This window comes from Candidatus Ancaeobacter aquaticus (assembly GCA_030765405.1).
In the GTDB taxonomy this organism is placed as follows: Bacteria; Auribacterota; Ancaeobacteria; order Ancaeobacterales; family Ancaeobacteraceae; genus Ancaeobacter; species Ancaeobacter aquaticus.
On record JAVCCP010000040.1, the window covers coordinates 14,500 to 40,228 of the forward strand.

Sequence of the window (25,729 nt, forward strand, 5' to 3'; positions counted from 1 at the left end):
AAATGGGGCTGAAGATAAAAAAGAGTGTATATTGCTTAATCGTTGTGGCGTTTTCTGGGTTGGTTATTTCTCAAGGTGTATCAGCTGAGGAAATAGATAAAAGCCCTTCGTTTGTAACAACAATGCAAGAATATTATCAGGAACATTTTACGCCGATAAAAGGTTTTCTCGAAGGTAATTACGGTCAGCGGCTCACGCCAAAATCAAATACGAAACATTCAGTATTTAATATGGCTGAGCAGCGTCTACAGCTTGAGACAGCATATTATCCGCATTTCCCCGGGTTTCTTGAAGATTGGGCAACCGAGTTAAAATATCGTGGAGAACTGTTAGTGGATGAGTACGTTGGAAATATCTCGTACAATACACGTGAGTTTAGTTTGTTTACAAACCCGATGGAGTTTTTTGATGTCAAGGCTGGCCGGCAGATCCTTACTTGGGGGGTTGGGGACTATATCTTTATTAATGATATGTTCCCAAAAGATTACATATCTTTTTTTATCGGTAGGGACGATGAATATCTAAAAGTACCGTCTGACGCGGTGAAGACATCTTTTTATACACCGATAGTCAATATTGATGCGGTTTTTATCCCGTGGTTTCAGCCGAATATTGTCATGAGCGGTGACCGGTTATCATTTTATGATCCATATAAAGGAAGAATCACAGGTCAGGAATCTGAGCGATACTTACGCAAACCTCCTCATCAGTTTGAGCAGACAGAAATAGCTCTGCGACTTTTTAGAACTGTCGATCGGTATGAACTGGCAGGGTATTTCTTCCGGGGTTTTTATAAAAATCCCAGAGGATTTAAGAATAATAAGGATGAACAGTATTATCCGCCGGTATTGGTGTTTGGTGGCAGTGCGCGTGGACCACTTTTTAACGGTATAGTAAGTACAGAAGTTGGGTATAAATACAGTCTTGATAATAAGGACGGCACAAACAGAATGCTTGAGAACTCATCGGTACAATATCTGGTGGGGTACGCACAAGATCTGAAAAACGATATTAATATCGTTTTTCAGTATTACGTAGAGCAAATGCTGGAATACAGCAGATTTAAGAGAAGTCTGATGCCGGGAGATTATAAACGCGATCATTTTAAGCAGCTTCTGACATTTTCGTTCAGGAAAGATTTTTTCCAGCAGACATTACATGTTAATTCATTTATATTTTTCTCACCGACAGATGTGGATACCTATTGGCGCCCTTCGGTAACCTATGACATTAATGACCGGCTGAAAGCGACACTCGGAGCAAATCTTTTTTGGGGAGAGAACGATTACACAGAGTTTGGTCAGGCAGAAGAAAACAAGAACATATATGTACGCGTAAGGTATAGCTTCTAGGAACTTCGTTCCCTTTATTTAAATAACCACTAGAAATAGGGACAGTGCCTATTTCTAAGCATTTTAATTATTATTACGAGAAAGGAACACATATGATAGAAAGATTATTGAGGGGTATCTCAGGAGGTCTTATTCTTATCAGTTTAGCCTTAGCGTATTTTGTGAGTATTTGGTGGCTTTTATTTACCGCTTTTATCGGAGTGAATCTCTTGCAATCAGCATTTACTAACTGGTGTCCGATGATAACCATCCTTAAAAAATTAGGGATGCGTTAAACAGCGATAGCTTTTGCATCGCCCCGATTTATCGGGGCGGTGCAAGTAGTATGACAGTCCCTATTTAAATCTAATGTGTGTTGAACGTTTTTGCCAGCTTGGTTCAACTTTTACGTGAGAGATCTTTTCTGAATAAGGGATTTCTGTTTTAAAAAAAGTGTACTGTTCAGGCCTGAGATTGCGTGGCGATGTAGTAAAATAAGTCTGTTCCAATAAATTGTTATCTTTATCATAGAACTGCACGGTGAGCTTGACGTCTTTTGCGACTTCTAATCCCATGTTTTCAACCATACCCTTAACGATAAAGGTGTCTCCCTGACGGTAATTATATTCTTCTAAGACCTTTATTATAGCCGAATTAATTTCATTATAAGTGCTTCCTAGATTTTGTGCATATACTAATCGTGCAAGTATTTTTAGTGTGGGGTCAAACTGGCCCGCATTCCAAAATGCTTCTTTAGCCTTGTCAAGTTGTCTGGAATGATAATAGGCTTTACCTAACCTGAAGTATGGTAAAGCCTTTTTGGGATTTTCGTAAACTAATTTGGAAAGATATTGTATAGCATCAGAATAGTTGTTTTCACGCAATTTAAACAGTCCGTAATCATAGAGCGCTTCTTTGTTATCAGGTTCTATCTCTAATATGGTGTCTAATGATGCGTATGCGCTATCAATATCACCATTGTAATAGTATGCGTTTGCTATGAACAGCAACGTGTTTATGCGTATTGCGGTATCGGCAGTATTCAGCGTAAGCGCTTTTTTGAGTGTATCTATACATTTGCTGAAATCGCCTTTTTTATAATACAATGTTCCTAATCTTTTATAACCGTTGATGTTTTCAGGAAAAAGTTCACACAATTTCTTATAGTTTTCCTCAGCCGCATTCCAGTCTTTGAGTTTTTCATTGCAGACACCCATATAAAACAAGCCGATCGGTGAATCAGGTTTAATATCTGATATTTCTGTAGCGTATTGTAATGCCTCCTTATAATAGGAGTCTTTATTTAGTGCTATGATCAATTTTTCGTACGTTACAGGATTATCAGGATTTTCGTTAACTACTTCCTGTAATCTTTTAATTTCAGGGGAATAGTCCGGACCTTTAGCGCAGGAGTAACAGATCAGAGAAGCTGCAAGAAATATACATGCTACAGAGATAAATCTAGATGTGTGCATAATACCCCCATTGTTTTATGTTTTGACAGGGTAAATAAACTAAACATAAATATACCATATCAAGAATAATAGTCCATGCAAAACAGATATGGTCTCAAAAAAGGGGATCGCTCCCATTTAGTTGAAAAATGACATTCTTTACTTGCCAAAGTGAAAAAATTTAGATATAATCACTAAAGTCCAAGGGGATATGTAGCCAAACAAGGTTTTATAAGGGGTAGTTTTGAGTAAATTTTCATTTGATGCAGTAGTGTTTGATCTTGATGGTGTCATTACAACCACTGCAAAGGTCCATGCGACCTCTTGGAAGATGGTTTTTGACGAATATCTCCATTTCAGAGAAGAGAAATATAATGAACCGTATAAAGAGTTCACGATTGACGGTGACTATCTCCAGTTTGTTGATGGTAAACCCCGCTATGATGGCGTTAAAAGCTTCTTAAAATCAAGAAATATTAGAATTCCTTTCGGCGCAATGACTGATCCGTCTGATAGGGAAACGGTATGCGGGATAGGAAATAAAAAGAATGACACTTTTCGTACAGCACTTGATAAAGAAGGTGCTGATGTCTATCCTTCTACGATAGCATTTATCAATTCTTTACATGAAAAAGGTATTAAAGTAGGAGTTGCCTCATCGTCACGCAATTGTCTTCCCATACTCCAAAATGCGGGTATAGAACACCTCTTTGAAACACGTGTTGATGGGGAGGTATCACTTAAGCTTCATCTTAATGGAAAACCTGAACCGGACATATTTGTTTTAGCGGCAAAACAGTTGGGGACGATTCCCGCACGGGCAGTTGTGGTAGAAGACGCTAGCTCTGGAGTGCGTGCCGGTAGGAACGGTGGGTTTGGTTTGGTTTTAGGTATTGCCAGAAAAGATAATGTAGCAGAGCTTAACCGTAATGGTGCAGACGTTGTTGTGTGTGATATGGAGGGAGTGACGTTAGGATGTGTCGAAGAGTGGTTTCATAAAACTGCTCGGCCACTTTCTTCTTCGTGGGATACTCGGGGCTCACAAAGAGACCTTGTTGGCATGGAATCAGAAATGAAATGCGTAGGGACAATCAACCCCTGTTATTTTAGGCCGGCCAAATGGGCTTTTTTTGGTAAGAAAAAACCGGTCATTTTTCTTGATTATGACGGGACACTTACCCCGATCGTTGAAAGACCAGAGCTCGCGGTGATATCTGAGGATATGCGCCAAACCGTAAAACAACTTGCCGAAAAGTATACCGTTGCTATCGTTAGTGGCCGAATGAGAGAAGATGTACAGAATCTACTGGGTATCGAAAATATATTCTATGCAGGCAGTCATGGTTTTGATATTGCTGGTCCTGGTTTTTCAATGGTACAGCATGAAGCCGAAAAAACGATTCACATTGTCGATAAAGTTATAGTCCATCTCAAAAAAGAGCTTGGAACCATTGATGGAGTGATTATTGAAGAGAAAAAATTCTCTGTAGCAGTGCATTATCGGTTAGTCGATGAAAAACATTTACCGCAGATCATCCGTGTTGTTGAAGAAGTAGTAAAGAGTGAGCATTCTCTGCGGCTTATGAACGGTAAAAAAGTATTTGAGATTTTGCCTAACATTGAATGGGATAAGGGTAAAGCTATTCGGTGGATAATGAGCGCATTAAAGATTACGTGGTTGAAATCATCTGTGATATATATCGGTGATGATGTAACTGATGAAAACGCATTTCGATTTATTCGTACACGGGGCACAGGAATACTCGTTGATGAATCAACGAGACCGTCAGCTGCAGATTTTCAAGTATCAATACCTGATGAGGTAAAGACCCTTTTTGAAAAAATCATTTCAAGCTCTTAACCAAAAAAAGTCAAAAGATACTTCCTGTTGGAAACTTACGTATAATCATTTCGATCCTGTTCAGGAAGGGTTACGGGAATCACTGTGCACTCTTGGGAACGGGTATTTTGGTGTACGCGGCGCTGTGATTGAAACACCTGCGACCCGTATTAATTATCCCGGAATGTATATGGCCGGAGTGTTTAACAAGATCCCGACCCCTATAGCAGGCAAAAACATATATAACGAAGATTTTGTAAACTGCCCGAACTGGCTTATCCTCACATTTAAAGTCGGCACCGGTAACTGGAACAGAGTCTCTCTACGTGAAATCCTCTCATACGAACAAGTGCTCAATATGCAAAGCGGTATCCTCACCAGAAAGTATCGTATTCAAGACCAAGAAGGTCACAGGACAACAGTTGAGACACATGTTATTGCAAGTATGGCTGATCCGCATTGCGGGGCAATTAAATATACCATTATTCCCGAAAACTATGATGATACTGTAACGGTACGGTCGGTGCTTGATGGTACGGTACAAAATACTGGTGTTCCACGGTACAAAGAACTAAATTCTCAGCACCTCACACTCGATAAAATTGGTCGTATGGGAAAAAATGGCGTGTATCTTTCAGTGAAAACAAGTAGATCACGTGTCATAATCGTCCAGGCTTCAATTTTTCGTGTATTTAAAGGAGCAAGTGAGATTCATCCGGCGGTACACACAGAAATTATTCAGAAGAAAAAGATATGTCAGGAACTACACTTTCATGCCCAGAGGAAGAAAAAGTATACATTTGAAAAGAGTGTCTCAATATATACGTCACGAGACAAAAATATACGCAACCCGCTTAAAGCAGCATGTGATTCAGTAAAAAAAGCACCGCGATTTGACCAAGTATTTAATCAGCATAAAAAAACATGGCGAAAACTCTGGAAGATGTTTGATATCGAGATAAGCGGTGATACCTTTTCCGAAAGGGTGTTACGTCTCCATACATTTCATCTTTTACAAACCGCCTCCATACATAATCAGAATATAGATGCAGGACTTCCTGCACGAGGATTGCATGGCGAATCTTACCGGGGACATATTTTTTGGGATGAAATATTCGTTATGTCGTTTTTCTATCTCCAGGAACCGCTTATCGCAAAAGCGCTTTTGATGTATCGATATAATCGTTTACCGGAAGCACGGAAATATGCCGCGAAAAATAAATATAGAGGATCAATGTTTCCGTGGCAAAGCGGCTCAACAGGTGTTGAGGAAACACAAACTATACATTTAAATCCCATATCAGGTAAGTGGGGTCCCGACTTCAGTTGTATTCAGCGGCACATTTCCTTTGATATTGCTTATAATGTATGGCAATTCTGGAAACATACAAATGATATTGAATTTTTATATAAATATGGCGCTGAATTAATCCTATCAATAGCACAGTTTGGCGGAAGCCTTGCTTATTATGATAAAAAAGACGACGCGTATCATACAAAAGGTATTATGGGCCCGGACGAATTCCACGAACGCTTACCCTTATCATCAGAACCGGGGGTAAAAGATAATGCATATTCAAATATGATGATTGTCTGGACTTTGTTAAAAGCACAAGAAGTTTTACAAGTGTTATCTCCTAGTCAGCAAAGAAATATACTTAAGAAAGTAGGGGTAAACGAACAGGAGTTAAAACGATGGGATGATATTACCCGTAAAATGAATATCGTCATGAATGATGATAATATTATTAGCCAGTTTGACGGGTACTTTGACCTTAAGGAACTTGATTGGGAAAGCTATAGAACAAAATACGGAAATATTCATCGTATGGACAGAATTTTGAAATCTGAAGGAAAATCACCCGACGAGTATAAGTTAGCGAAACAGGCTGATGTTTTGATGCTTTTTTATCTCTTTCCTCTTGATGAAGTGAAAGAGTTGTTTGAACGGTTAGGCTATCAGATGAACATAAATATTCTCCGGAAGAATTATGATTATTATGAGAAGCGAACAAGTCACGGATCTACGCTCAGCATGATTGTGCATTGTTATATCGCCTATATGTTAGGTAGAGTTCGTGAAGGGTGGTCGTGGTATACCAATGTTCTCAAATCAGATTTGAATGATACACAGGGAGGAACCACTGCAGAAGGAATACATACGGGAGTTATGGGTGGATCAATTGATATAGCAATGCGCCGTTTCGCGGGAATTGATATACGGTACGATCACATAAAGGTTGATCCGCATCTTCCACGATTGTGGAACTCTGTCCGGGTGCAATTTATATTTAAGGGAACAGTATTTATTTTTACGGTGACAAAAAGTTCTCTTACAATAGAGATACGAAGCAAAAAAACAAAGAGAAAATCTTTCCCTCTTGAAGTACAGGGAAAAAGTTACCGTGTGTTGTATGGTGCGAAGCGTACGATACCTTTAAAAAAGAAGTAAAGGAGGGTGATTATATGACCCAGGAAAAAAGAGTCCTTATAGTTGATGGTGACGCAGTATTGTCTGAAGTGCTTGAAGCCCGGTTATTAAAAGAGGGGTATTTAGTCGATTTTGCACATAACGGCAAAGATGCTATTGATGTATTGAATTCTACCTGGATTGATTTGATTGTCATGGAAATTGATCTAGATGGTGATATGAACGGATTTCAGCTTTTTAAGATATTAAAAGAGGACAAGGATTTTCAACGTATACCGGTTATTGTTCAGACGAGTAAAGCTGCAATGCGGGAATCATTTGAAACGATGGGTGTTGACGAGTATTTTGTAAAGCCGTATTCAGTGAAACTGCTTATTGATGAAATAAAAGATATTTTAACAAAAAAGATTTTAGTTTTAGTGAGCGATAAAAAGTCTGCAGATGACATTATTAGTAATATTGATAAATACGGTTTTCAGATCGATCTAATGCACGATATACACACCTATAGTTATCATGCACTATCGTTCAGATATTGCATTGCCATTGTTCAGTATAAGATGAGTACCAATATGGATGACACCCCTATACACATTGTCCGCAGAGGTGTTAAAAATACTCAGGTGCCGGTCATTGTTTGTAGCGCATTAAAGAAAAGTGAGATGAATAAAAAAGAAGCGCAGGAAGCAAAAATTGTTAAAGGAAGATGCACCAAACTGCATGCATGCGAATTTATGTATAAAGACCACTTTAAGAAACAGTTTCATGAAGCAGCAGTAAAACATCTAAAAATGCATTGTATAAATCCTCTCGTCTAAAAGGAGGCAGGTATGGCACAGAATAGTACAAGTAAGTTGAAGGCATTTACACGGAAACTAAAAGCTGTTAAAGCAGGCGATATTATGACAAAACATGTCATAACGACTACTGAGGACGCGCATCTGGCAGATGTTGCCGAGATTATGTTAGAGTCACGCATAAGCGGTATGCCGGTTGTTAATAAGAAAGGCAAAGTAATCGGTATTATTACTGAGAACGATTTATTTGTTGTTATGGACATGATCAAATCCGGCGATGTTATGGAAAACGGAAAACTTGCGGTATCAAACCCCACGGTACGGTTTAGCATGTCTACAGAAATATCCCAGGTAAAGAAAACGACCTCATTAGATGAAATACTTGTTATAATGAAATTTCGCAACAAACATACTATACCGGTGTTTGATAAAGGAAGAATGGTTGGTGTGGTAGGTAGGCGCGATGTCTTTAAGAGCTTTTATAATATAGTTAAAGAACTTTATTTGTAGTAGTATTGTAAATAGTAAGGAGCCTCAGGTAATGGGAAACAGTGATAACAGAAATCCGAATTGTGCGTGCACCTATCCGGGCTGTCCGCGGCACGGTATTTGCCGCGAATGTGTAGCGTACCACCGAAAGAACGGTGAGCTTACCGCATGTTATTTTGATAAAGAAACCGAAAAAACGTATGACAGATCAATAGATAATTATATGCAAAACAGATAGATGAAACCTATCTATAAAGGGCTAAATAAAGGAGGCATAATGAACACTTTTTCAAAGATTGTATGTGTTGTTTCTTTAATGGGTATGATGTGTGTGGGATGTGCTCCGAAAGAAATTGGAAGCTATAAGGAATATCCTAATGCAGACAGAGCTACAGCAATGGAAGTGCAAGAAGATAAAAGTTTTCGTTTGCCGGCAGAAGCTGACGAAGGTTATGACGAAATCGGCACCCCTGAATGAAATTAAAAAGGGGACTGTCCCATTTATTTTGAATAAATAGGGACTGTCCCCTTTTTAAACTATCCTATTCTCTTACCGCCGCGGTGTACCATAGTAATCCTTCCTAGATTTTCTAGGAAAATCCTCAAAAATGGGATAGTTTCCCCTACGGGGACCAAATTCTTGGAAACGCTACCCGTTTCCTAAGGGCGGCTGGCAAAAGCCACTGTCTTTCGAGCCTCACAAACATATAGCCAAACAACCATATTTTTGATATATAGGAGTGTGGCACTCAAAAGAGAATGTCTTCAAATTTCTACAGTAAGCAATCTACATAGGCGTGGATAAAAAGGTAACGAGGAGGTTGTCATGCCCAGAAGAAGTGATATTCACAAAGTATTGATCATTGGATCAGGACCAATCGTCATTGGTCAGGCATGCGAGTTCGATTATTCGGGCACACAGGCATGTAAGGCATTAAAAAAAGAAGGGTACGAAATAGTACTCGTTAATTCAAATCCTGCAACAATCATGACCGATCCCGGAATGGCTGATAAGACTTATATTGAGCCTTTAAACGTTAAAAGTTTAGAGAAGATTATAGAAATAGAAAAACCTGATGCGTTATTGCCTAATCTTGGCGGGCAAACAGGATTAAATCTTTCATCAGACCTCAGTAAAGCGGGAATCCTTAAAAAACATGGAATAAAAATTATTGGTGTTCAGGCAGATGCCATTGAGCGTGGTGAAGACCGGCTCGCGTTTAAAGAGACAATGAATAAACTCGGTATACCTCTTCCCGCATCAGAAGTATGTCTTACCGTTGAAGAATGTGAAAAAGTTGCTGAGAAATTAAACTATCCGGTTGTGGTACGACCAGCATTTACTATGGGTGGTACCGGTGGTGGCCTTGTGTATAATGTTGAAGAATTACGCACAGTCGCAGCGCGCGGTTTAGCAGTAAGTCTTATCCATCAGGTACTGATTGAAGAATCTGTGCTTGGATGGGAAGAACTTGAGCTTGAAGTTGTTCGTGATGAGAAGAATCAGAAAATTACCGTTTGTTTTATTGAGAATATCGATGCGATGGGCGTTCATACCGGCGACAGTTTCTGTTGCGCCCCCATGTTAACCGTGCCGGAAGAATTGCAGAAGAAAATGCAGGATTATTCATATAAGATCGTAGAGGCGATCGGAGTTGTTGGCGGTACAAACGTTCAGTTTGCGCACAACAAACAGGATGATCGCTTAGTGGTTATCGAGATAAATCCGCGCACATCGCGTTCATCTGCACTGGCGTCGAAGGCAACAGGATTTCCTATTGCATTGGTTTCAACCAAGCTTGCTGCGGGTTTCACTATGGACGAGATACCGTATTGGAAAGAAGGGACACTCGAAAAATATGTTCCAAGCGGCGACTATGTTGTAATAAAGTTCGCACGATGGGCATTTGAGAAGTTCCCGCAAGCGAAAGATATCCTCGGGACACAGATGAAAGCCGTCGGCGAAGTAATGAGTATCGGCAAAACGTTTAAAGAAGCGTTTTTAAAAGCGATACGATCCTTGGAAATCGGTCAGTTCGGTCTTGGTTATGCGAAAAACTTTAATGAATTGTCTCTTGACCGTATCAAGCAGTTAATAAGTTATCCTTCAAGCCAACGCATTTTTCTTGTGTATGAAGCGCTCAGAAAAGGTATGACTGTAGATGAGCTTTACAGTATCACCTATATCGGTACATGGTTCTTAAATGAAATGAAAGAGCTTGTAGAGTACGAAGAGGAGATTCTTTCCACTTCATTTGACCAGGTACCCGATGATAAATTCCTTAAAGCGAAAGAATGGGGTTTTTCAGACAAGTATTTGGCAAAGATATTTAAGGTAGAAGAAAAAGCAGTGAGGCAAAGACGGGTGGCTCTCGGTAAGATAGCTCGTTACGAACCGGTACCGGTAAGTGGTGTCGAAAACGCGTACTATTATTATTCAACCTATACACCGGGAGAAGATCTTGTTCCGGTAACAAAGAACAAAAAGATAATGATACTTGGCGGAGGCCCGAACAGAATAGGGCAGGGCATTGAGTTTGATTATACCTGTGTCCACGCGGCATTTGCTTTGCGTGATGAAGGGTATGAGTCAATCATGATCAACTGTAATCCTGAAACAGTATCAACTGACTATGACACGTCAAACAAACTGTATTTTGAACCGCTTACGGTTGAGGATGTGCTAACGATATATGAAAAGGAAAAACCTGAAGGTGTTATTGTTCAGTTTGGCGGACAGACACCGCTTACAATAGCACAGGAATTAAAAGATAATGGTGTAAACGTGTTTGGTACAACACCGGAAAGCATTAATTTTGCGGAAGATCGTGAACGATTCAGAGAGAAGATGATCGAGCTTGGCGTTCTCCAGCCGGAGTCAGGTATAGCACGGTCACTCGATGAAGCGTTAGTCATATCTCGAAAGATCGGATATCCATTAATGGTTCGGCCGTCATTTGTGCTCGGCGGACGCGGTATGGAAATCATCTATGATGAAGAGAGACTCCGCAAATACGCACTTGAGGCAATAAATGTTAGTCCGGAATATCCAATGCTTATTGACCGATTTCTTGAAAAAGCGATGGAGGTAGAGGTTGACGCGTTATGTGACGGTAAAGAGACATTTGTTGCTGCTGTGATGGAACACATTGAGCATGCGGGTGTACACTCAGGTGATTCGGCATGTGTCATCCCGTCGCGAAACATTAAAGCAGAGCATTTGAAGATCATTGAGGATAATACCGCACAGATTGCAGAGGCGCTGAATGTAGTTGGTCTCATCAATATCCAGTATGCGATTTCCGATGATAAAGTATATATTCTTGAAGCAAATCCGCGTGCATCGCGTACAGTACCGTTAGTATCAAAGGTACGTGGAGTGCCGCTTGCGCGTGTCGCGACACAGCTCGTAATGGGTAAGAAAATAAAAGATTTCCCCGAGCTCAAACAGAGTAAGATGCAGTTTATCGGTGTGAAAGAAGCAGTGTTTCCGTTCAATATGTTCCCTGAAGTAGATCCTTTATTAGGCCCTGAAATGAGAGCAACGGGTGAAGTGATGGGAATGAGTGATAGTTTCGGTCTTGCGTTTTATAAGGCTCAGGAAGCGACGGGTGCGATTCTTCCGGTAAAAGGCACTGTGCTTTTAACTGTTTCAGACAGTGAAAAAGACACCTTAGAGCCAATAGCAGCTGAGCTGGTAAAATGTGGGTTTAATATTCTTGCAACTGAAAATACCTGTAAGTATCTTAAAGAAAAAGGTATTGAAGCTAAAGAGATCAAGAAACTGCATGAAGGAAGACCAAATATTGCAGATGCTATTACCAACGAAGAAATACAGCTTATCATCAATACGCCTGCCGGTAAAAGCAGCCAGTATGATGATAGCTATATCCGTATGATGGCAGTGCAGCGTAAAATACCGTATGTAACATCAATGGCAGCTGCACAAGCAACGGTAGAAGGTATTAAAGAAGAGTTAAAAGGTGAGATTGCACCAAAAGCTCTGCAAGACTATAAGCAGAAACTTGTCGCAGAAACAGTATAATTAGGTATCCTCACCGCGTAGGTGGCACGCAGTGACTCCTACGCGGTGGGTAGGGTATGATTAAATATTCTGTCCCCTTAATTGTTTCCGAAAAAGCACACTCCACAAAACAAACCAAACGATAAGTGCGACAATGCTTATTGCTAATACAAGATACGAGCCATGAATGATCGCAAGCGGTATAGCGATAGATGTCCACAAGCCGCCACCCATAAACGGTTCGTGCAGAAGTTGTTTGCACCCAAATGCAGTATACGCCGGTGTTTTGTGTTCGGGATCAACAATGCGCAGTAGAAGTAATCCTGTTGCGGTAACACCCATAGATTGTCCCATTTCGACTATGCCTCTTTCAAACCATGCGTCAGGAAGCATTCTTTTTGCGAGAACGAGTATGCAAAAAAGGTTCCAGCCGATACCCGCAACAACAACAAGTATAAGAGGTATCAACCCTTTCATTATAAGTGGGAGAGAAATAATCGATATTGCGGCAACAACAAGAAAATCGAGTGCAGTCGATGATATGCGTTCCATCAGCCCGTGATCGATAATATCGATCTTGATAATCTTTGAAATAAATATCTGAACAATGATTCCCCCCATCATACAGAGCGGGAACAGAGGAAACGCCTTAAAAAATTCGTTCTGTATAGGTGTAAGGAACAGAGAACCGATAAGAACGAGACCTACCTTAAGGACAAAACCAACAAAAATAGCGATACCGACAATAGCGATATGGAGTGCTAAGCTATCCATCGAGCTCGGTGTTGTTGTTTGTCGACCGGCGATAGGACGTTCATCAATATTATAGATCCCTTTTTTCTCACTTTCATTAAGCTCTTTTGTGCCGCATACATATTTTTTTCTTACTGCCCAGTTAATGAGAATGATACCGATTATGATAGCGGTTGTAATACCAAATGTCGCCGCCGCGAGGCAATAATCATCTCCAACAGTCCATTTCAGGAGATCAAACGTTGGTTTTAAACCTGCTGCGGTACCATGTCCGCCTTCAAATCCTACGGGGACAATGACGCCGAAATATTTTGGGACTAGAAAAAGTGGTGCGAGGACAGCTATAGAGATAAAAAGTGCAACGGCATACTGTCCCCACGCAACGATTTGTCCATACACAAGCTGTGGTCCGGCTTCTTTCCATATATAGCGAACCGAGGGGAGTGTCACACCTAAAAACAGTGTCGCAAAAACGATATTGATAAGAAATCCTGGTAAAAAACTCCATCCGGCGGTACAGGAAGCAGGGATATAGTTTTTAACAGTGTGTAGCAGTATAAGTCCTAGAATACCGCCTATGACAGAAGCGGGAAGAAACAAACGTTGAAATAATCCAACTTTTACCCGAAGAAATTTTCCGAGTGCTAACAATAAACAGAGACACGCAAATGATATAACAATAGTCATGAATGTATAATAACACATGAAAAAGGGGACTGTCCCCTTTTTTTCTAATCAATATGCGGAATTGCTCATATCTGCATAAAAAAAAGGGGGACGGCCCCTATTTATTGTGGTATCATATGTACAGAAAGTGTGAAAGATATGATAAAAAATAAGGCATTGTTGGCACAATTTGAAAAAGAGTTTATGAAGAAGCAAAAGCTCAGTATAACCGATAATTTTAGAATGGTAGATGCTTTGTATGATGAAGCACTAGCATTGGGTGCTTTTGGTAGGAAAAGTAATTTTCTTCAAGATATTGATATACCTATAAAAATTGCACGGGTGGTAAATAATGTTTCAGAAGCTCATTGAGAAAGTAGTAAACGAATTAGATAAGGGGACTGTCGCCTTATCTAGCTACAGGTGATATATGAGAGTGATAAAACATATTATATGTGCTGTTATTTTAGTATACATTTTTTGTGTAACGACATCTTGCGTGAGCAATCCCGCTCAGAGCGATTCAGAATACACATCTGTCCCTAATCATACCGCTACTGATACTGATTCTTTGCTCGATACGATCCAGCACCGCGCGTTTGATTTCTTCTGGAATGAAGCTAATACATCTAACGGGCTTGTAAAGGATCGTGCGAACAATTTTAAGCGTGATGATTATCAGATTTCCAGTATTGCTTCTGTAGGTTTTGGTCTTGCAGCACTTCCCGTTGCGGTTGAACGCGGGTGGGTAAGTAGGGATAAGGCACTTAAACGTGCCACTAACACCCTGCGTTTTTTTGCTCGTGAAGCCGAGCATAAAAAAGGTTTTTTCTATCATTTTCTTGGTATGACCTCTGGAAAACGTGTCTCAGATACCGAAATATCATCTATTGATACAGCGATCTTACTAGCAGGTGCCGTTACTGCTCGTGAATACTTCAAAGATCCAAAAATAACTGAGTATGTAAAAGAGATTTATGACCGTATAGATTTTCAGTGGATGATGAATAAGGGTAAAACGTTTAGTATGGGATGGAAACCGGCGTCTGGTTTTATAAAAGAGCGCTGGTCCGATTATAATGAAGGGATACTTTTAGTTCTTCTTGCGATAGGTGCCGATGGAAATGCGATATCAAGTCAGTCATGGAACGATATTTTTAGAAAAAAAGGTGTTTATAAAGGTATAACGATTATACAGTCACCGCCGCTTTTCACGCATCAGTATCCGCAGTTGTTTTTTGATCTGCGTGACAAACATGATGAGTATGCCGACTATTTTAAGAATTCGGTTAATGTAACAAAGTGTAATTATTTTTTCTGCATGAATCATGCCCAGCAATATAAAACGTTTGAAAAAGGTTACTGGGGGTTAACTGCCTGTGATGGACCTCTCGGATATAAAGCCTATGGCGCAAAACCCGGAGCGGCGGTATACGACGGAACAGTAGCGCCAACGGCAGCTCTTACTTCGATTATGTTTACGCCTGAGCTTTCAATTAAGTTTATGAAGAAACTGTATGTACATGAAAAAGGATGGTTGTGGGGAAGGTACGGATTTGTAGACGCGTTTAATCTTGATTCGCATTGGAAAAGTCCTGATGTTATCGGGATCGATCAGGGAGCGATCCTGCTCGGAATCGAAAATTACCGTACGGGTCTTATCTGGAAACTATTTTCTCAGTCACCGGAATCGATACGTGCTCTTGAAAAGATCGGGTTTAAGCCGGGAACCAAAGAAATTACTTTACCTGTACCTCCTGAATATACGGCAGTTGAGAAAAACGAAGTTTTTTCATGGGATGGTGTTCAACAGATCGATTTGAGCAGTAGGCGTTTACGTGAGGTGGGTGAGATTGATAAGGAGGGTGATCTGTACGCTTCGATACAGTTTGCATGGGACAGTACGTATCTTTACTTTAAAATTATGGTTAGGGATGATTCTCTCGTCACCAAAAATGACGGAGACAAAATTTATAATGATGATTGCTTAGAATTGTTTGTTAACCCTGAAGGTGGCTCCCTGGAATGGGGTAATGTGAAGGATTTTCAAATAGGGTTCAGTCCGGATGGTATGTTAGAAAAAGTAAAGGTGTGGTCGTGGTTTCAAAATCAGGATCCAACGGAAAACGATAATATCGTAACAGATATCATCCAGTCAGATGATGGATATAGCATTGATGGAAAAGTTACCTGGAAATATCTGGGCATTATCCCTAAAAAAGGCAAGACTATACGTCTTTCACCCGCGTTTCATGACAGTGACAATGATAACACTCAAAGTAAGTATAACTGGTATTTCTTTCCTGTAGGGGAAGGGTACGAACTGGGCCGTATTACACTCGAATAATATTTTCTATAAAAAGCATATTTTTTTATTGACAAATGATACAAAAATAGTATCATTAAGCCATGAAACTAATAAATCGTGATACAGATTATGCAATACGCGCTTTGCTTTACATGGCACAGAAACCCGAGAGACTTGTCTCAGTTCAGGAGCTTGTTGATGAGGCTGGTGTTCCTAAAGCATTTTTAAGGAGAATCCTTCAGCAGTTAGGTAAAGCAGGTATTTTAAAATCCATAAAGGGCAAAGGCGGCGGTTTTACTTTGGCTGTATCTGCGAGGCGGATACGTCTTTCAAAAGTGATCGAAATATTACAGGGGAAAGTTTCTTTTAATAAATGTGTTTTAAAGAAAAAAATCTGTCCTAATAAAAAGACATGTCCATTACGTAAAAAGATACTCAAAATTGAAAAGAATGTTGTCGAAGAATTACAGGCTGTAACGATAGCATCACTAATTGAAGGGGATTAAATATGAAAAGAAAAATTATTCGGATCGATGAAGAAAAATGTAACGGATGCGCCCAATGTGCTAAGGGCTGTCCTGAAGGTGCTATTCAGATGATTAATGGCAAAGCAAAGCTTGTCAGTGAAATATATTGTGACGGATTAGGTGCCTGTATAGGTGATTGTCCGGTAGATGCTATTACTATAGAGGAGCGTGAAGCCGACCAGTATAGTGAACGTAAAACAATGGAAAATATTGCGGCTCAAGGAAATGATGTCATAAAAGCCCACCTAAAACATCTTAAAGATCATGGTGAGACGGTCTATTTCAACGAAGCTGTTACCTATTTAGAAGAGAAAGGAATAGATGTGCCTGAATATGAAAACAAAAATTCCGGTCATAGCGCATGTCCTGGGATTAAGACCATGGAATTTGATCCTCAAGCTCGGTCAAAGTCTGATGCGCCTGTCTCTACTCATTCTGAATTGACCCAGTGGCCAATACAGTTGCATTTGATTAATTCTAACGCGCCATATTTTCAGAATGCAGAGCTATTAGTTGCAGCTGACTGTGTAGCTTTTTCATATGGTAATTTCCATCAGAAATTTTTGAAGGGCAAAAAGCTTATAATGTTTTGCCCAAAACTTGATAGTGGTATTGATAGCTATATAGAGAAACTCACTGAGATCTTTAAAAACAATGAGATTAAATCTATAACGATTGCACATATGGAAGTGCCGTGTTGTTCCGGGACAATCAAGGTTGTTGAAGAAGCGCTAAAACGATCCGGTAAAAATGTTATTATAAAGGAATATAATGTATCATTAAAAGGTGAAATAATCTAAAGGAGGATTTTTTATGGATATGTATTGCAGACAATGTGAACAAACGGCTCAAACGAAAGCGTGTACCGTTCAGGGCGTGTGTGGGAAGTCTCCGGAAGTGGCAGATCTTCAGGATCTTTTAATCCACGCGCTGATTGCTGTTAGTATATACGGTCAAAAAGCCCGTGAACTTGGCGTTACAGACAGTGATACTGATAAATATATAATTGAAGGGTTGTTTACAACTATTACGAATGTGAATTTTGATGAGAAGAGGCTTGAAAAGATGATTCTAGCCTCGGGAGCCGTAAAAGAAAATATCAAAAGGCTTTTTTTGGATGCATATAAAAGTAAGAACGGAAAAGAGTTTTCCGAATCGCTTCCTGAGATTGCTCAGTGGAGGCCGGCGTCAAACTTTCAAGAGATGATAAAACAAGGGGAATCTGCCAGAATTGATTCTCTTGCAAGCGATAATGAAGATATCCAAAGCTTAAAGGAAATACTTCTTTACGGCATGAAAGGAATTGCGGCATACGCTGACCATGCGCGTCTTCTTGCTATTGAGGATGAAGAAGTATCCGGATTCTTTTACAAAGGTTTATCCGCGCTTGCTGATACAACATTAGGTGCTGATGAGCTTGTTGCTCTCGTTATGGAATGCGGTAAGGCAAATCTCAAATGCATGGAAATCTTAGACGGCGCACACACCGGCCATTTCGGTCATCCTGTACCGACACAAGTATCGTGGGGAGTAAAAAAAGGTCCTGCAATCATTATTACCGGTCATGATCTTAAGGATCTTAAAGCGTTACTCGAGCAGACTGAAGGAAAAGGTATCAACATATATACTCACGGTGAGATGTTGCCCGCACATGGATATCCGGAACTGAAAAAACATGCGCATCTTGCAGGCCATTACGGCACAGCCTGGCAGAATCAGCAGAAAGAGTTTAAAGATGCTCCCGCGGCGATACTGTTTACTACAAACTGTATCCAGAAACCGCTTGATAGCTATAAAGACAATGTGTTTACGACAGGACTTGTTGCATGGCCTGATGTAAAACACGTTGATGAAACTAGCGGCGAAAAAGATTTTTCACCGGTGATCGAAAAAGCGATTGCACTTGGCGGTTTTTCAGAAGATGCAATAGAAAGAGAAATTACCGTCGGTTTTGGACATAATGCGGTTCTCGGTGTTGCCGGTAAGGTACTTGATCTTGTTGCGCAGAAAAAACTCAGCCATTTTTATCTTATTGGCGGTTGTGACGGTGCAAAACCTGGGAGAAATTATTTTACTGAATTTGCGCAAAAAGTTCCTAAAGACTGCATCATTTTGACATTAGCGTGCGGTAAGTTTAGGATCAATAAAGAAGATTACGGAACTATAGACGGTATACCTCGACTTTTAGATGTTGGGCAGTGTAACGATGCGTATTCGGCGATAAAGATCGCAAGTGCACTTGCAGATGCTCTAAAGTGCGGTGTGAATGATTTGCCATTATCGATGATAATCTCATGGTATGAGCAAAAAGCGGTATGCATTCTTCTTACGTTACTATATCTTGGCATTAAAAATATCAGGTTAGGGCCAACTCTCCCTGCATTTATTTCACCGAATGTACTGAATATTCTTGTTGAGAAATTCAGTATCAAGCCGATTGGTGAAGTCGATGCTGATATTCAAGATACACTCGCAGGTAATTAAGGTTAGTAAAAAGGCTATAGGGTAGCATTGAGTACGTATGAATGACTTGATCTCTATCCTATAGCCTTTTTTATTCCTCTTAATTCTCTTACAAAATACTTGTATTATTATGTAAGTATTTGTAAAATGAGCGGGTTATAATTCATTAACTATAGAGTAAGGGGAGAGGTATGTTTGTAATTGGTAATTTATTTTCAGCACTCGCGACCATTGTTGATATTGTACTGACTATTTTATATTGGCTGATACTGATTCGTACGCTTATTAGCTGGGTAAATCCTGATCCGTATAACGTAATAGTTCAGTATCTTAATAAGTTAACAGAACCAATCCTTAGGCCAATTAGGCGTTTGATTCCAATGAGTATAGGAATAGATATATCTCCTATCATTGCATTTCTTGCGATCATTTTAGTGAAATCATTTCTTGTAAAGACGTTAATGGACCTGAGTACGCGTTTACAATAAATAATATGGAGGAATGTGTATGGCTAAAAAGAAATCGTATTTTGCCACACCTGATCGTTCGCCAACGCAAACGCTTTCCCGTGAACATGATATCGTTGAATGTCATGAATTTTTCTCTAAAGCATCATGGTATTAAACAATAACCGTCAGATTGTTTACTGTAACAACATGCTGTTAATTTATATCGGTATTGCATTCGGTAAAGTGATTGGTAAACGGCCTGGTGAGTTGTTTGGCTGTGTTCATGCAACTGAAATGCCTGCAGGATGCGGTACATCGGTTTTTTGTACGGAATGCGGTGCGGTAAAATCGATTATTTCTGCACAGAATGGTAAGGTGTGGTTTGAATCAAGAGAAGGAAAAGGAACAACCTTTTTTGTAGAGCTAAAAGATTTGAAATAATTAAAGGAGGATACATATGATGCGATCAGGAAATCCTGCACTTATGGGTAATGCGTTTACCAGTGTGCGTGCAGACAGCGCGGCTAATGCTATGACTATTCAGGGCACGGTAAACCGTTCATTTATATTACTTGCGCTTGTTGTGTTTGGAGCGTCACTGGTATGGAAAAACCCTGCTTCAATGGCCCCGTACATATGGCCGGCACTTATTGGCGGTTTTATACTTGCTTTGGTAACAATATTCAAGAAAGAGTGGGCGCCCATCACTTCACCGATCTATTCTTTTGTTCAGGGATTATTTTTAGGATGTATATCAGCAATGTTTGAGAAGATGTATCCGGGGATTGTTGCTCAAGCGGTAGGATTAACGTTAGGGACACTTTTCTGTATGCTTTTTGCGTACAAGACACGTTTAATAAAAGTAACGGAGAATTTTAAACTTGGTGTGTTTGCTGCAACAGGCGGTATAGCGCTTTTTTATTTTGTTGCGATTATTCTCGGATTTTTTGGAGTGCAGGTGCCGCTTATACATCAAAGCGGGTGGATGGGTATTGGTTTTAGTTTGTTTGTTGTCGGCGTTGCTGCACTTAATCTCGTTATTGATTTTGATTATATCGAAAAAGGTGCCGAAGCGGGTGCTCCAAAATATATGGAATGGTACGGTGCATTTAGCATTATGGTCACTCTTATTTGGCTCTATCTTGAGATGCTGCGCCTTCTCGCAAAGATAAGAAGATAACTTAACATCAAGACTAGAGACCCCAGACCAGAGACTACAGACTGAAGACTAAAAACTAAGAACAATGAACGATCCCCTACGGGGACAATACCCAGAAAAATTTACTTGTAAATTTTATAGGTGTAAACTACGAACTACCAGAGGAATAGTATGAAGAAAACGATGCTGATAGTAAGTTGTATTATAAGTGTATTGATATTTACTCAAGTGTGTTATTCGCATTGTCAAATACCATGCGGGATATATGATGATGAAGCGCGTTTCGCGATGATTGCTGAAGACATTACCACTATTGAAAAGTCTATGAATGAAATCATTTCGTTATCTAAAAAGAAAGAAAAAAACTATAACCAAATTGTACGGTGGATAGAGAATAAAGAAGTGCATGCTGATAAGATAATGAATACGGTAACGTATTATTTCATGGCACAAAGAATTAAACCGGTTCCCTCTGAAGATGTTAAAGGATATAAACAATATCAGGATAAAATAACCGTTCTTCATCAAATGTTAGTCTATGCGATGGAATCAAAACAGACAACGGATCTTAAGAATGTGAAGAAACTACGGGAATTACTAAAACAATTTCACGAGCTCTATCATAAACATTCAAATGTAACGTAAAGTTGCTCAAAACCTCATAATCATGATTCGTTAGTGCTGTACGGCACGTGATTTAGGCAGTCTTGCTTTCCTTAGTCTCACTTTTTTCGAAATTTACGATCCCCCCAGATTTTCTCGTATAAATCCTTATCCGCCATTTTTGGAGACCTTGAGCCCTTGACAAACGTGAAGTTATGTGCTACACTATCATTGACAATTAACATTAGCGTAACAATTAGAGGTAAGGAGTCAGAAAATGAAACATGTAAATCTATTCATTAAGTGTATGTCGGTTTTTACCGCGGCTGTATTTTTATTGACATCTACCGCGTGGGCGGCGCCTCAAATGTTTTTGAATTCCGGTAAAAAAATGGTTAATAAAAACACGCTTGCGCCAAAGCCGGTGAATAAACAATTCTCTACGGAACAGTTAGCGGTAATATTGAATCAGGAGACTGATATGCTGGCTATTTTTGATACAGTATTTAGTGCTGTTCAGCATCTACTGGATGAAGGTAAGTCACTTAGTGAAGTCAATAAAGTAGTTGGATCTGATATCAAGGAAAAGGTTGACGAATATAATGATGAAAACAGAGTAGGTAAAAAGCGGATAAACGTGAGGGCTAAAGAGGTAAGGGTTATAGTTTCGAAAAAGAATAATAAGGATATTTATTATATTATTATTCCTTATGATATAGGAGGTAATTTGTTCTCTTATATTGTGAGGAATAAGGAAGCTCCTGTCGATGAAGAGGCAAATGAATTTTTGGAAAAGAACCTGCCGCTTTTAATTGAGTTCCAGAAAGCCAAACCGGGGTTTGAAGTTGAAATCAGAGACATTCCTGAAACTGCGCAGTTTATGCAATTGGTTGATGATCGAATAGCAAAGCTGAACAAAGATGAGATTATTAAACCGAAAGATGGTAAAAAGGGTGGAGGTTCAGGAAGAGCTGGAACGCTTTTTACCAAACGTGGGCCTGTGTTGGTTATGGGGGGTCAGGCACTCTTTTTATTTGCGATATTGCTTGCATTGGGTGGGTGTTTTGGCAAACATTACGCTCCGGAGATCAGTGTTGTCCGGCAAACGGCACCGGCAGTAATTGAGTTTCAGCCGATTGTTGTTACGAAAGATGATTTAGAACAAAAGGCAATAAGTTATTATAAGGCTAATTTTGGTTTTACTCGTAATGGTTATGAATATCCGGCATTTGGACCGAATGATTCAATGAAAATCATTGATACAATAGCAGCACCTAATAACAGTAATATATATTATATTCGCTCAGTAAAGGGCACTTACATGGGCTCGCAGTTATCCGATGTATGGATGTATAACGCTGTGACGAGAGAATTTATCAATCTTTTGCATCACTACAGACCTGACGGCATTACTGAAATTGCTGTATCAAATGACGGTTCTGTATTATATGCGGCAATACGAAATACTGCATGGGCGGATCAATATGGATATGTGTTGATAGATACTGCTACAGGTAATATTATAGAGGAAGAGTCCCCAGCTACGTCGGGATTCCGGTCATCATCAGAATATGGGTTCGACACATCTACAGGTACAGTAACAATTGCCAGTAATCTGCTTCTCCCCGGAGTAAAAAAAGCTGAACCAAGGAAAGACATCATAGCTAAGATGGAAGCCGGATATCTGCAGAAGGATTGCGGTGAAGAGGGGATATCGGGACTGAAGCTTGAAAATAAGACTATAGTATCAGATAAAACATTAAAAGCAGATGATGAATTAACGAAAAAGATAAAGAAGGTTGATGAAGCGGTTGAAAAATTGCTTAAGCCTGAAGCTATAAAAGGATTTATAAATGTGGATGAACTTCCTTCCGGTATGACTGTGGAGAAGTTAATAGGTGAAATGAAAGGCCTATTAAGCGGTAATACCATGGTAAATACTCCAGAAGGCAAAAGGCAGTTAGCAATAAGGTATTTAAAAGGATACACGGTGGGGGACAAGGTAATCTCGCACGCGGGAGTTAAATACGGCTGTGTGTATTTAGCGGAAGACATGGTGAGGAATTCAAATCCGGAGATAGTGGCAAAGATAGAATTACATGAATTATTGCATCATGTCCTTGGTGATTCAAATCACGTGATAATAAAAGAAGAGATGAAGGAAGAGCGTGACGCGGTTATATCCGATATGCTCACGCTAAGTAAAACTGCGAAATATATAAATAATAACCTGATAAAGGGCTTAACAGCAGAACAGGGGAAGGACGTAATCGCGAGTTTAGGTAAGGAATCAGCAAATCAGGATAAGCCGTCGATAATATACGTTACGGTAAGCCCCGATAACATGATGGGATTTAGAGAAGCGGTGATGAAACTCAAAAAGGAGAACCCGAACGCGAGGATAATACTTGTTGGAAGAGACGATTATGTTTGGACAAGCGATTATCGGGCAGGGATTATGAGGGATTATAAAGATATAGTAGCGGGCTTTGTAACCGAGATAGATTTAAATACAAATTATGCCGGCGCGGATTTAGAGGCAAAGGTGGTGGACTGCGCGAATAAGCTGACAGACAAAAAGGTAGATGTAACCGACATAGCGTGGATAAATTCGGCAAATGAGGAGTTTCAGGTGGCGAAGGTGTTTAAGAATATACCGGTAGTAGGACCACAATCTGTGCAAGATGTTGAATTTAACGACGTAAAGGCGCTGTTTGATGTAGCGCAGCTGATGATAAGGGCACACAGGATAGCCGGAGAAAATTTTGATTTTGAGACGGGGACATTTAAGGAGTTGGCAAGTTACTTAGGCCCTGAGTTAGAGAAAAAGTTCCTCTCATCGCTAACCTTACTGGGACTGAATGTAAATGATAAGGTGGCACTTGGTTTAGACGCAATACCTCCGACTCAAAGTGTTACAAAGGATATGCAGATCCACGTCAATTCTCTGAGAGAGATGTTGACAGCGGCATAAAATTAGCGTCCCCTTCGGGGGGGATGCTTCGCTCTAAAGCGTGTAGCGTAGAGTATAAACCCAGTTACACTTCCAAGGTGTAACTGTAAGGGGTTAGTAACAAGGGGGACTAAGAGGAATTAAAAAGTAAATGGTAAGGATCAAGAGAAGAATCACAGGCAAGCTGATCCAATGCTGATTTGAGGTGAAGAAAGATATCGGGTGTTTGTTTTTTTTAGAGAGTTGAGAACGGGCATCAACGTTTCGCGAGTTTTAGCACCGCGTACCATTTTAATGGTCTCCTTTTCTTTGTGTTTTTATCACTAGCATCAACGATGTTCACAACGCCGCGAGAATAGTTGAAACAGGTGCATAATCGAATGTCTTCCGAATCATCTATATCACTTTACATTTATAACAGCCTTGCCATATAATGCCCTCATGAAAAGGTTTATTACTATCATCATAGTCATCTCTTATTTCGCTTCAATTACGCCTCTTTATGCTGAAGTTTTCTACTTCTCAAATGGGGACAAGATAAACGGTCAAGTTGTAAGTGAGAATGACGAGAACTATTCCGTTAAAACTGATGCTATGGGTGTCGTGTCTGTATCAAAAGGATATCTTGCAAAGGTAGTGAGTGAACGCGGGAAAGTGGTCTATCAAAAAAATCAAAAGATCATTACTGGTCCTCAGACACCGACTATGATTGCCGCGAAAGAAAAAGCGAAAAAGCTTTGGAATGCAGAGCTCTCAGCGGGATTTGATTACCAGACGGGAAATACAGAACAGGGTCAGGCAAACGCAAATTTTAAGATATCCCGAAAAACAAAGAAGAATGAGTTTACGGTGAAGGGGACGAGTTATTACTCTGAAACTCACAAAAAAATGGACGCACAGCGCTACGGCGGTTCTGTCCGGTACGCATATAGTTTTGGCAAAACATTAAAATGGTACAACTATTATAAGATCGAAGGCGATCATGACCGGTTTGCGAACATTAATGCCCGCGCCACGCCGAGTGTTGGTATTGGCTACTGGTTTTACGATACAGATGATTTTCAGCTTTTAGCTGAAACAGGACTCGGTGTTACATACACAAATTTTCGTGATGATATGGATGCTAAAACCGAACTTGTCATGATCCCTCGGCTTTTTTTTAAGAAAAAATTGATCGGAAATCTAACAGTTTCAGAAGCTGTGATCGTGTATCCGTCTTTAACTTCTGTTGGAGATTTCCGGCTTCATTCAGAAACTATTCTCGAAAACCCCATCACTGAGTGGCTTGCGATACGTTTCAGCCTCATTGATGATTATAACAACAATCCAGGGCCAAATACAAAGGACAACGATATCAGGGCGATATCTTCGCTCGTATATAAATACTGATTTTGGTCCTTTATTATGTCTTTGACGATATCCATATGATGCTATATAGTATCTTCTTTGTTGTGTATATTTGTGACTAAAGAAATAATAGGG

Annotated in this window: 22 protein-coding genes; 20 read left to right on the forward strand and 2 right to left on the reverse strand. The window is 39.9% G+C overall.

The window, feature by feature from the left end:
- The first annotated feature begins 2 nt into the window (after positions 1-2).
- Entirely contained in the window at positions 3-1,352 is a 1,350-nt protein-coding gene (locus P9M13_04165; protein ID MDP8262482.1) for a hypothetical protein, read from the forward strand.
- Between the two features lie 92 nt (positions 1,353-1,444).
- On the forward strand, positions 1,445-1,627 hold the full coding sequence (locus P9M13_04170; protein MDP8262483.1) for a DUF2892 domain-containing protein: 183 nt from the start codon (positions 1,445-1,447) through the stop codon (positions 1,625-1,627).
- Positions 1,628-1,687: 60 nt separating this feature from the next.
- Here P9M13_04170 and P9M13_04175 read toward each other — a convergent pair whose 3' ends face one another.
- A complete protein-coding gene (locus tag P9M13_04175; protein ID MDP8262484.1) occupies positions 1,688-2,806 on the reverse strand; it encodes a tetratricopeptide repeat protein in 1,119 nt (372 codons plus the stop codon).
- Between the two features lie 223 nt (positions 2,807-3,029).
- Between P9M13_04175 and otsB the strand changes: the two genes are divergently transcribed.
- The 7 genes from otsB to carB all read left to right on the forward strand — a co-directional run bounded on the left by otsB (position 3,030) and on the right by carB (position 12,387).
- Complete coding sequence (gene otsB, locus P9M13_04180; protein ID MDP8262485.1) at positions 3,030-4,646, forward strand: trehalose-phosphatase; 1,617 nt, start codon at positions 3,030-3,032, stop codon at positions 4,644-4,646.
- The gene (locus P9M13_04185; protein MDP8262486.1) at positions 4,621-7,077 is read left to right on the forward strand and encodes a glycosyl hydrolase family 65 protein; all 2,457 of its coding nucleotides are present in this window, start codon (positions 4,621-4,623) and stop codon (positions 7,075-7,077) included. The genes otsB and P9M13_04185 overlap by 26 nt, the downstream gene beginning before the upstream one ends.
- 14 nt (positions 7,078-7,091) lie before the next feature.
- Positions 7,092-7,874: a response regulator gene (locus P9M13_04190; protein ID MDP8262487.1), complete on the forward strand. Its 783-nt coding sequence runs from the start codon at positions 7,092-7,094 to the stop codon at positions 7,872-7,874.
- 12 nt (positions 7,875-7,886) lie between these two features.
- A complete protein-coding gene (locus tag P9M13_04195; protein ID MDP8262488.1) occupies positions 7,887-8,363 on the forward strand; it encodes a CBS domain-containing protein in 477 nt (158 codons plus the stop codon).
- A gap of 31 nt (positions 8,364-8,394) precedes the next feature.
- Positions 8,395-8,580 (forward strand): DUF6485 family protein, encoded by a 186-nt coding sequence (locus P9M13_04200; protein ID MDP8262489.1) that lies wholly within the window; start codon positions 8,395-8,397, stop codon positions 8,578-8,580.
- A gap of 39 nt (positions 8,581-8,619) precedes the next feature.
- A complete protein-coding gene (locus tag P9M13_04205) occupies positions 8,620-8,820 on the forward strand; it encodes a hypothetical protein (GenBank protein ID MDP8262490.1) in 201 nt (66 codons plus the stop codon).
- Between the two features lie 348 nt (positions 8,821-9,168).
- Positions 9,169-12,387 (forward strand): carbamoyl-phosphate synthase large subunit, encoded by a 3,219-nt coding sequence (gene carB, locus P9M13_04210; protein ID MDP8262491.1) that lies wholly within the window; start codon positions 9,169-9,171, stop codon positions 12,385-12,387.
- Between the two features lie 60 nt (positions 12,388-12,447).
- Here the strand turns inward: carB and P9M13_04215 are convergent, their stop codons facing one another.
- Positions 12,448-13,824: a sodium/glutamate symporter gene (locus P9M13_04215; protein MDP8262492.1), complete on the reverse strand. Its 1,377-nt coding sequence runs from the start codon at positions 13,822-13,824 to the stop codon at positions 12,448-12,450.
- A gap of 120 nt (positions 13,825-13,944) precedes the next feature.
- On the opposite strand from P9M13_04215, the gene P9M13_04220 reads away from it, so the two are divergent.
- From P9M13_04220 to P9M13_04270, 11 genes are all read left to right on the forward strand, one after another.
- The gene (locus P9M13_04220) at positions 13,945-14,157 is read left to right on the forward strand and encodes a hypothetical protein (GenBank protein MDP8262493.1); all 213 of its coding nucleotides are present in this window, start codon (positions 13,945-13,947) and stop codon (positions 14,155-14,157) included.
- 58 nt (positions 14,158-14,215) lie between these two features.
- Positions 14,216-16,132, forward strand: coding sequence for a glucoamylase family protein (locus tag P9M13_04225; GenBank protein ID MDP8262494.1), 1,917 nt, complete (start codon positions 14,216-14,218; stop codon positions 16,130-16,132).
- Between the two features lie 62 nt (positions 16,133-16,194).
- Positions 16,195-16,599, forward strand: a complete 405-nt coding sequence (locus tag P9M13_04230; GenBank protein MDP8262495.1) for an Rrf2 family transcriptional regulator — start codon at positions 16,195-16,197, stop codon at positions 16,597-16,599.
- 2 nt (positions 16,600-16,601) lie between these two features.
- On the forward strand, positions 16,602-17,420 hold the full coding sequence (locus P9M13_04235) for a 4Fe-4S binding protein (protein MDP8262496.1): 819 nt from the start codon (positions 16,602-16,604) through the stop codon (positions 17,418-17,420).
- A gap of 13 nt (positions 17,421-17,433) precedes the next feature.
- Positions 17,434-19,104, forward strand: coding sequence for a hydroxylamine reductase (gene hcp, locus P9M13_04240; protein MDP8262497.1), 1,671 nt, complete (start codon positions 17,434-17,436; stop codon positions 19,102-19,104).
- A gap of 170 nt (positions 19,105-19,274) precedes the next feature.
- The gene (locus tag P9M13_04245) at positions 19,275-19,571 is read left to right on the forward strand and encodes a YggT family protein (protein ID MDP8262498.1); all 297 of its coding nucleotides are present in this window, start codon (positions 19,275-19,277) and stop codon (positions 19,569-19,571) included.
- A 168-nt stretch (positions 19,572-19,739) separates the two neighbouring features.
- Positions 19,740-19,973 carry a hypothetical protein gene (locus tag P9M13_04250; GenBank protein ID MDP8262499.1) on the forward strand — a complete coding sequence of 78 codons (234 nt, stop codon included), beginning with the start codon at positions 19,740-19,742 and terminating at the stop codon, positions 19,971-19,973.
- 16 nt (positions 19,974-19,989) lie between these two features.
- Entirely contained in the window at positions 19,990-20,712 is a 723-nt protein-coding gene (locus P9M13_04255; protein MDP8262500.1) for a Bax inhibitor-1/YccA family protein, read from the forward strand.
- A gap of 150 nt (positions 20,713-20,862) precedes the next feature.
- Positions 20,863-21,336 (forward strand): superoxide dismutase [Ni], encoded by a 474-nt coding sequence (locus tag P9M13_04260; protein MDP8262501.1) that lies wholly within the window; start codon positions 20,863-20,865, stop codon positions 21,334-21,336.
- Positions 21,337-21,571: 235 nt separating this feature from the next.
- Entirely contained in the window at positions 21,572-24,268 is a 2,697-nt protein-coding gene (locus tag P9M13_04265) for a hypothetical protein (GenBank protein MDP8262502.1), read from the forward strand.
- Positions 24,269-24,688: 420 nt separating this feature from the next.
- On the forward strand, positions 24,689-25,636 hold the full coding sequence (locus tag P9M13_04270; GenBank protein MDP8262503.1) for a DUF481 domain-containing protein: 948 nt from the start codon (positions 24,689-24,691) through the stop codon (positions 25,634-25,636).
- Positions 25,637-25,729 lie beyond the last annotated feature (93 nt).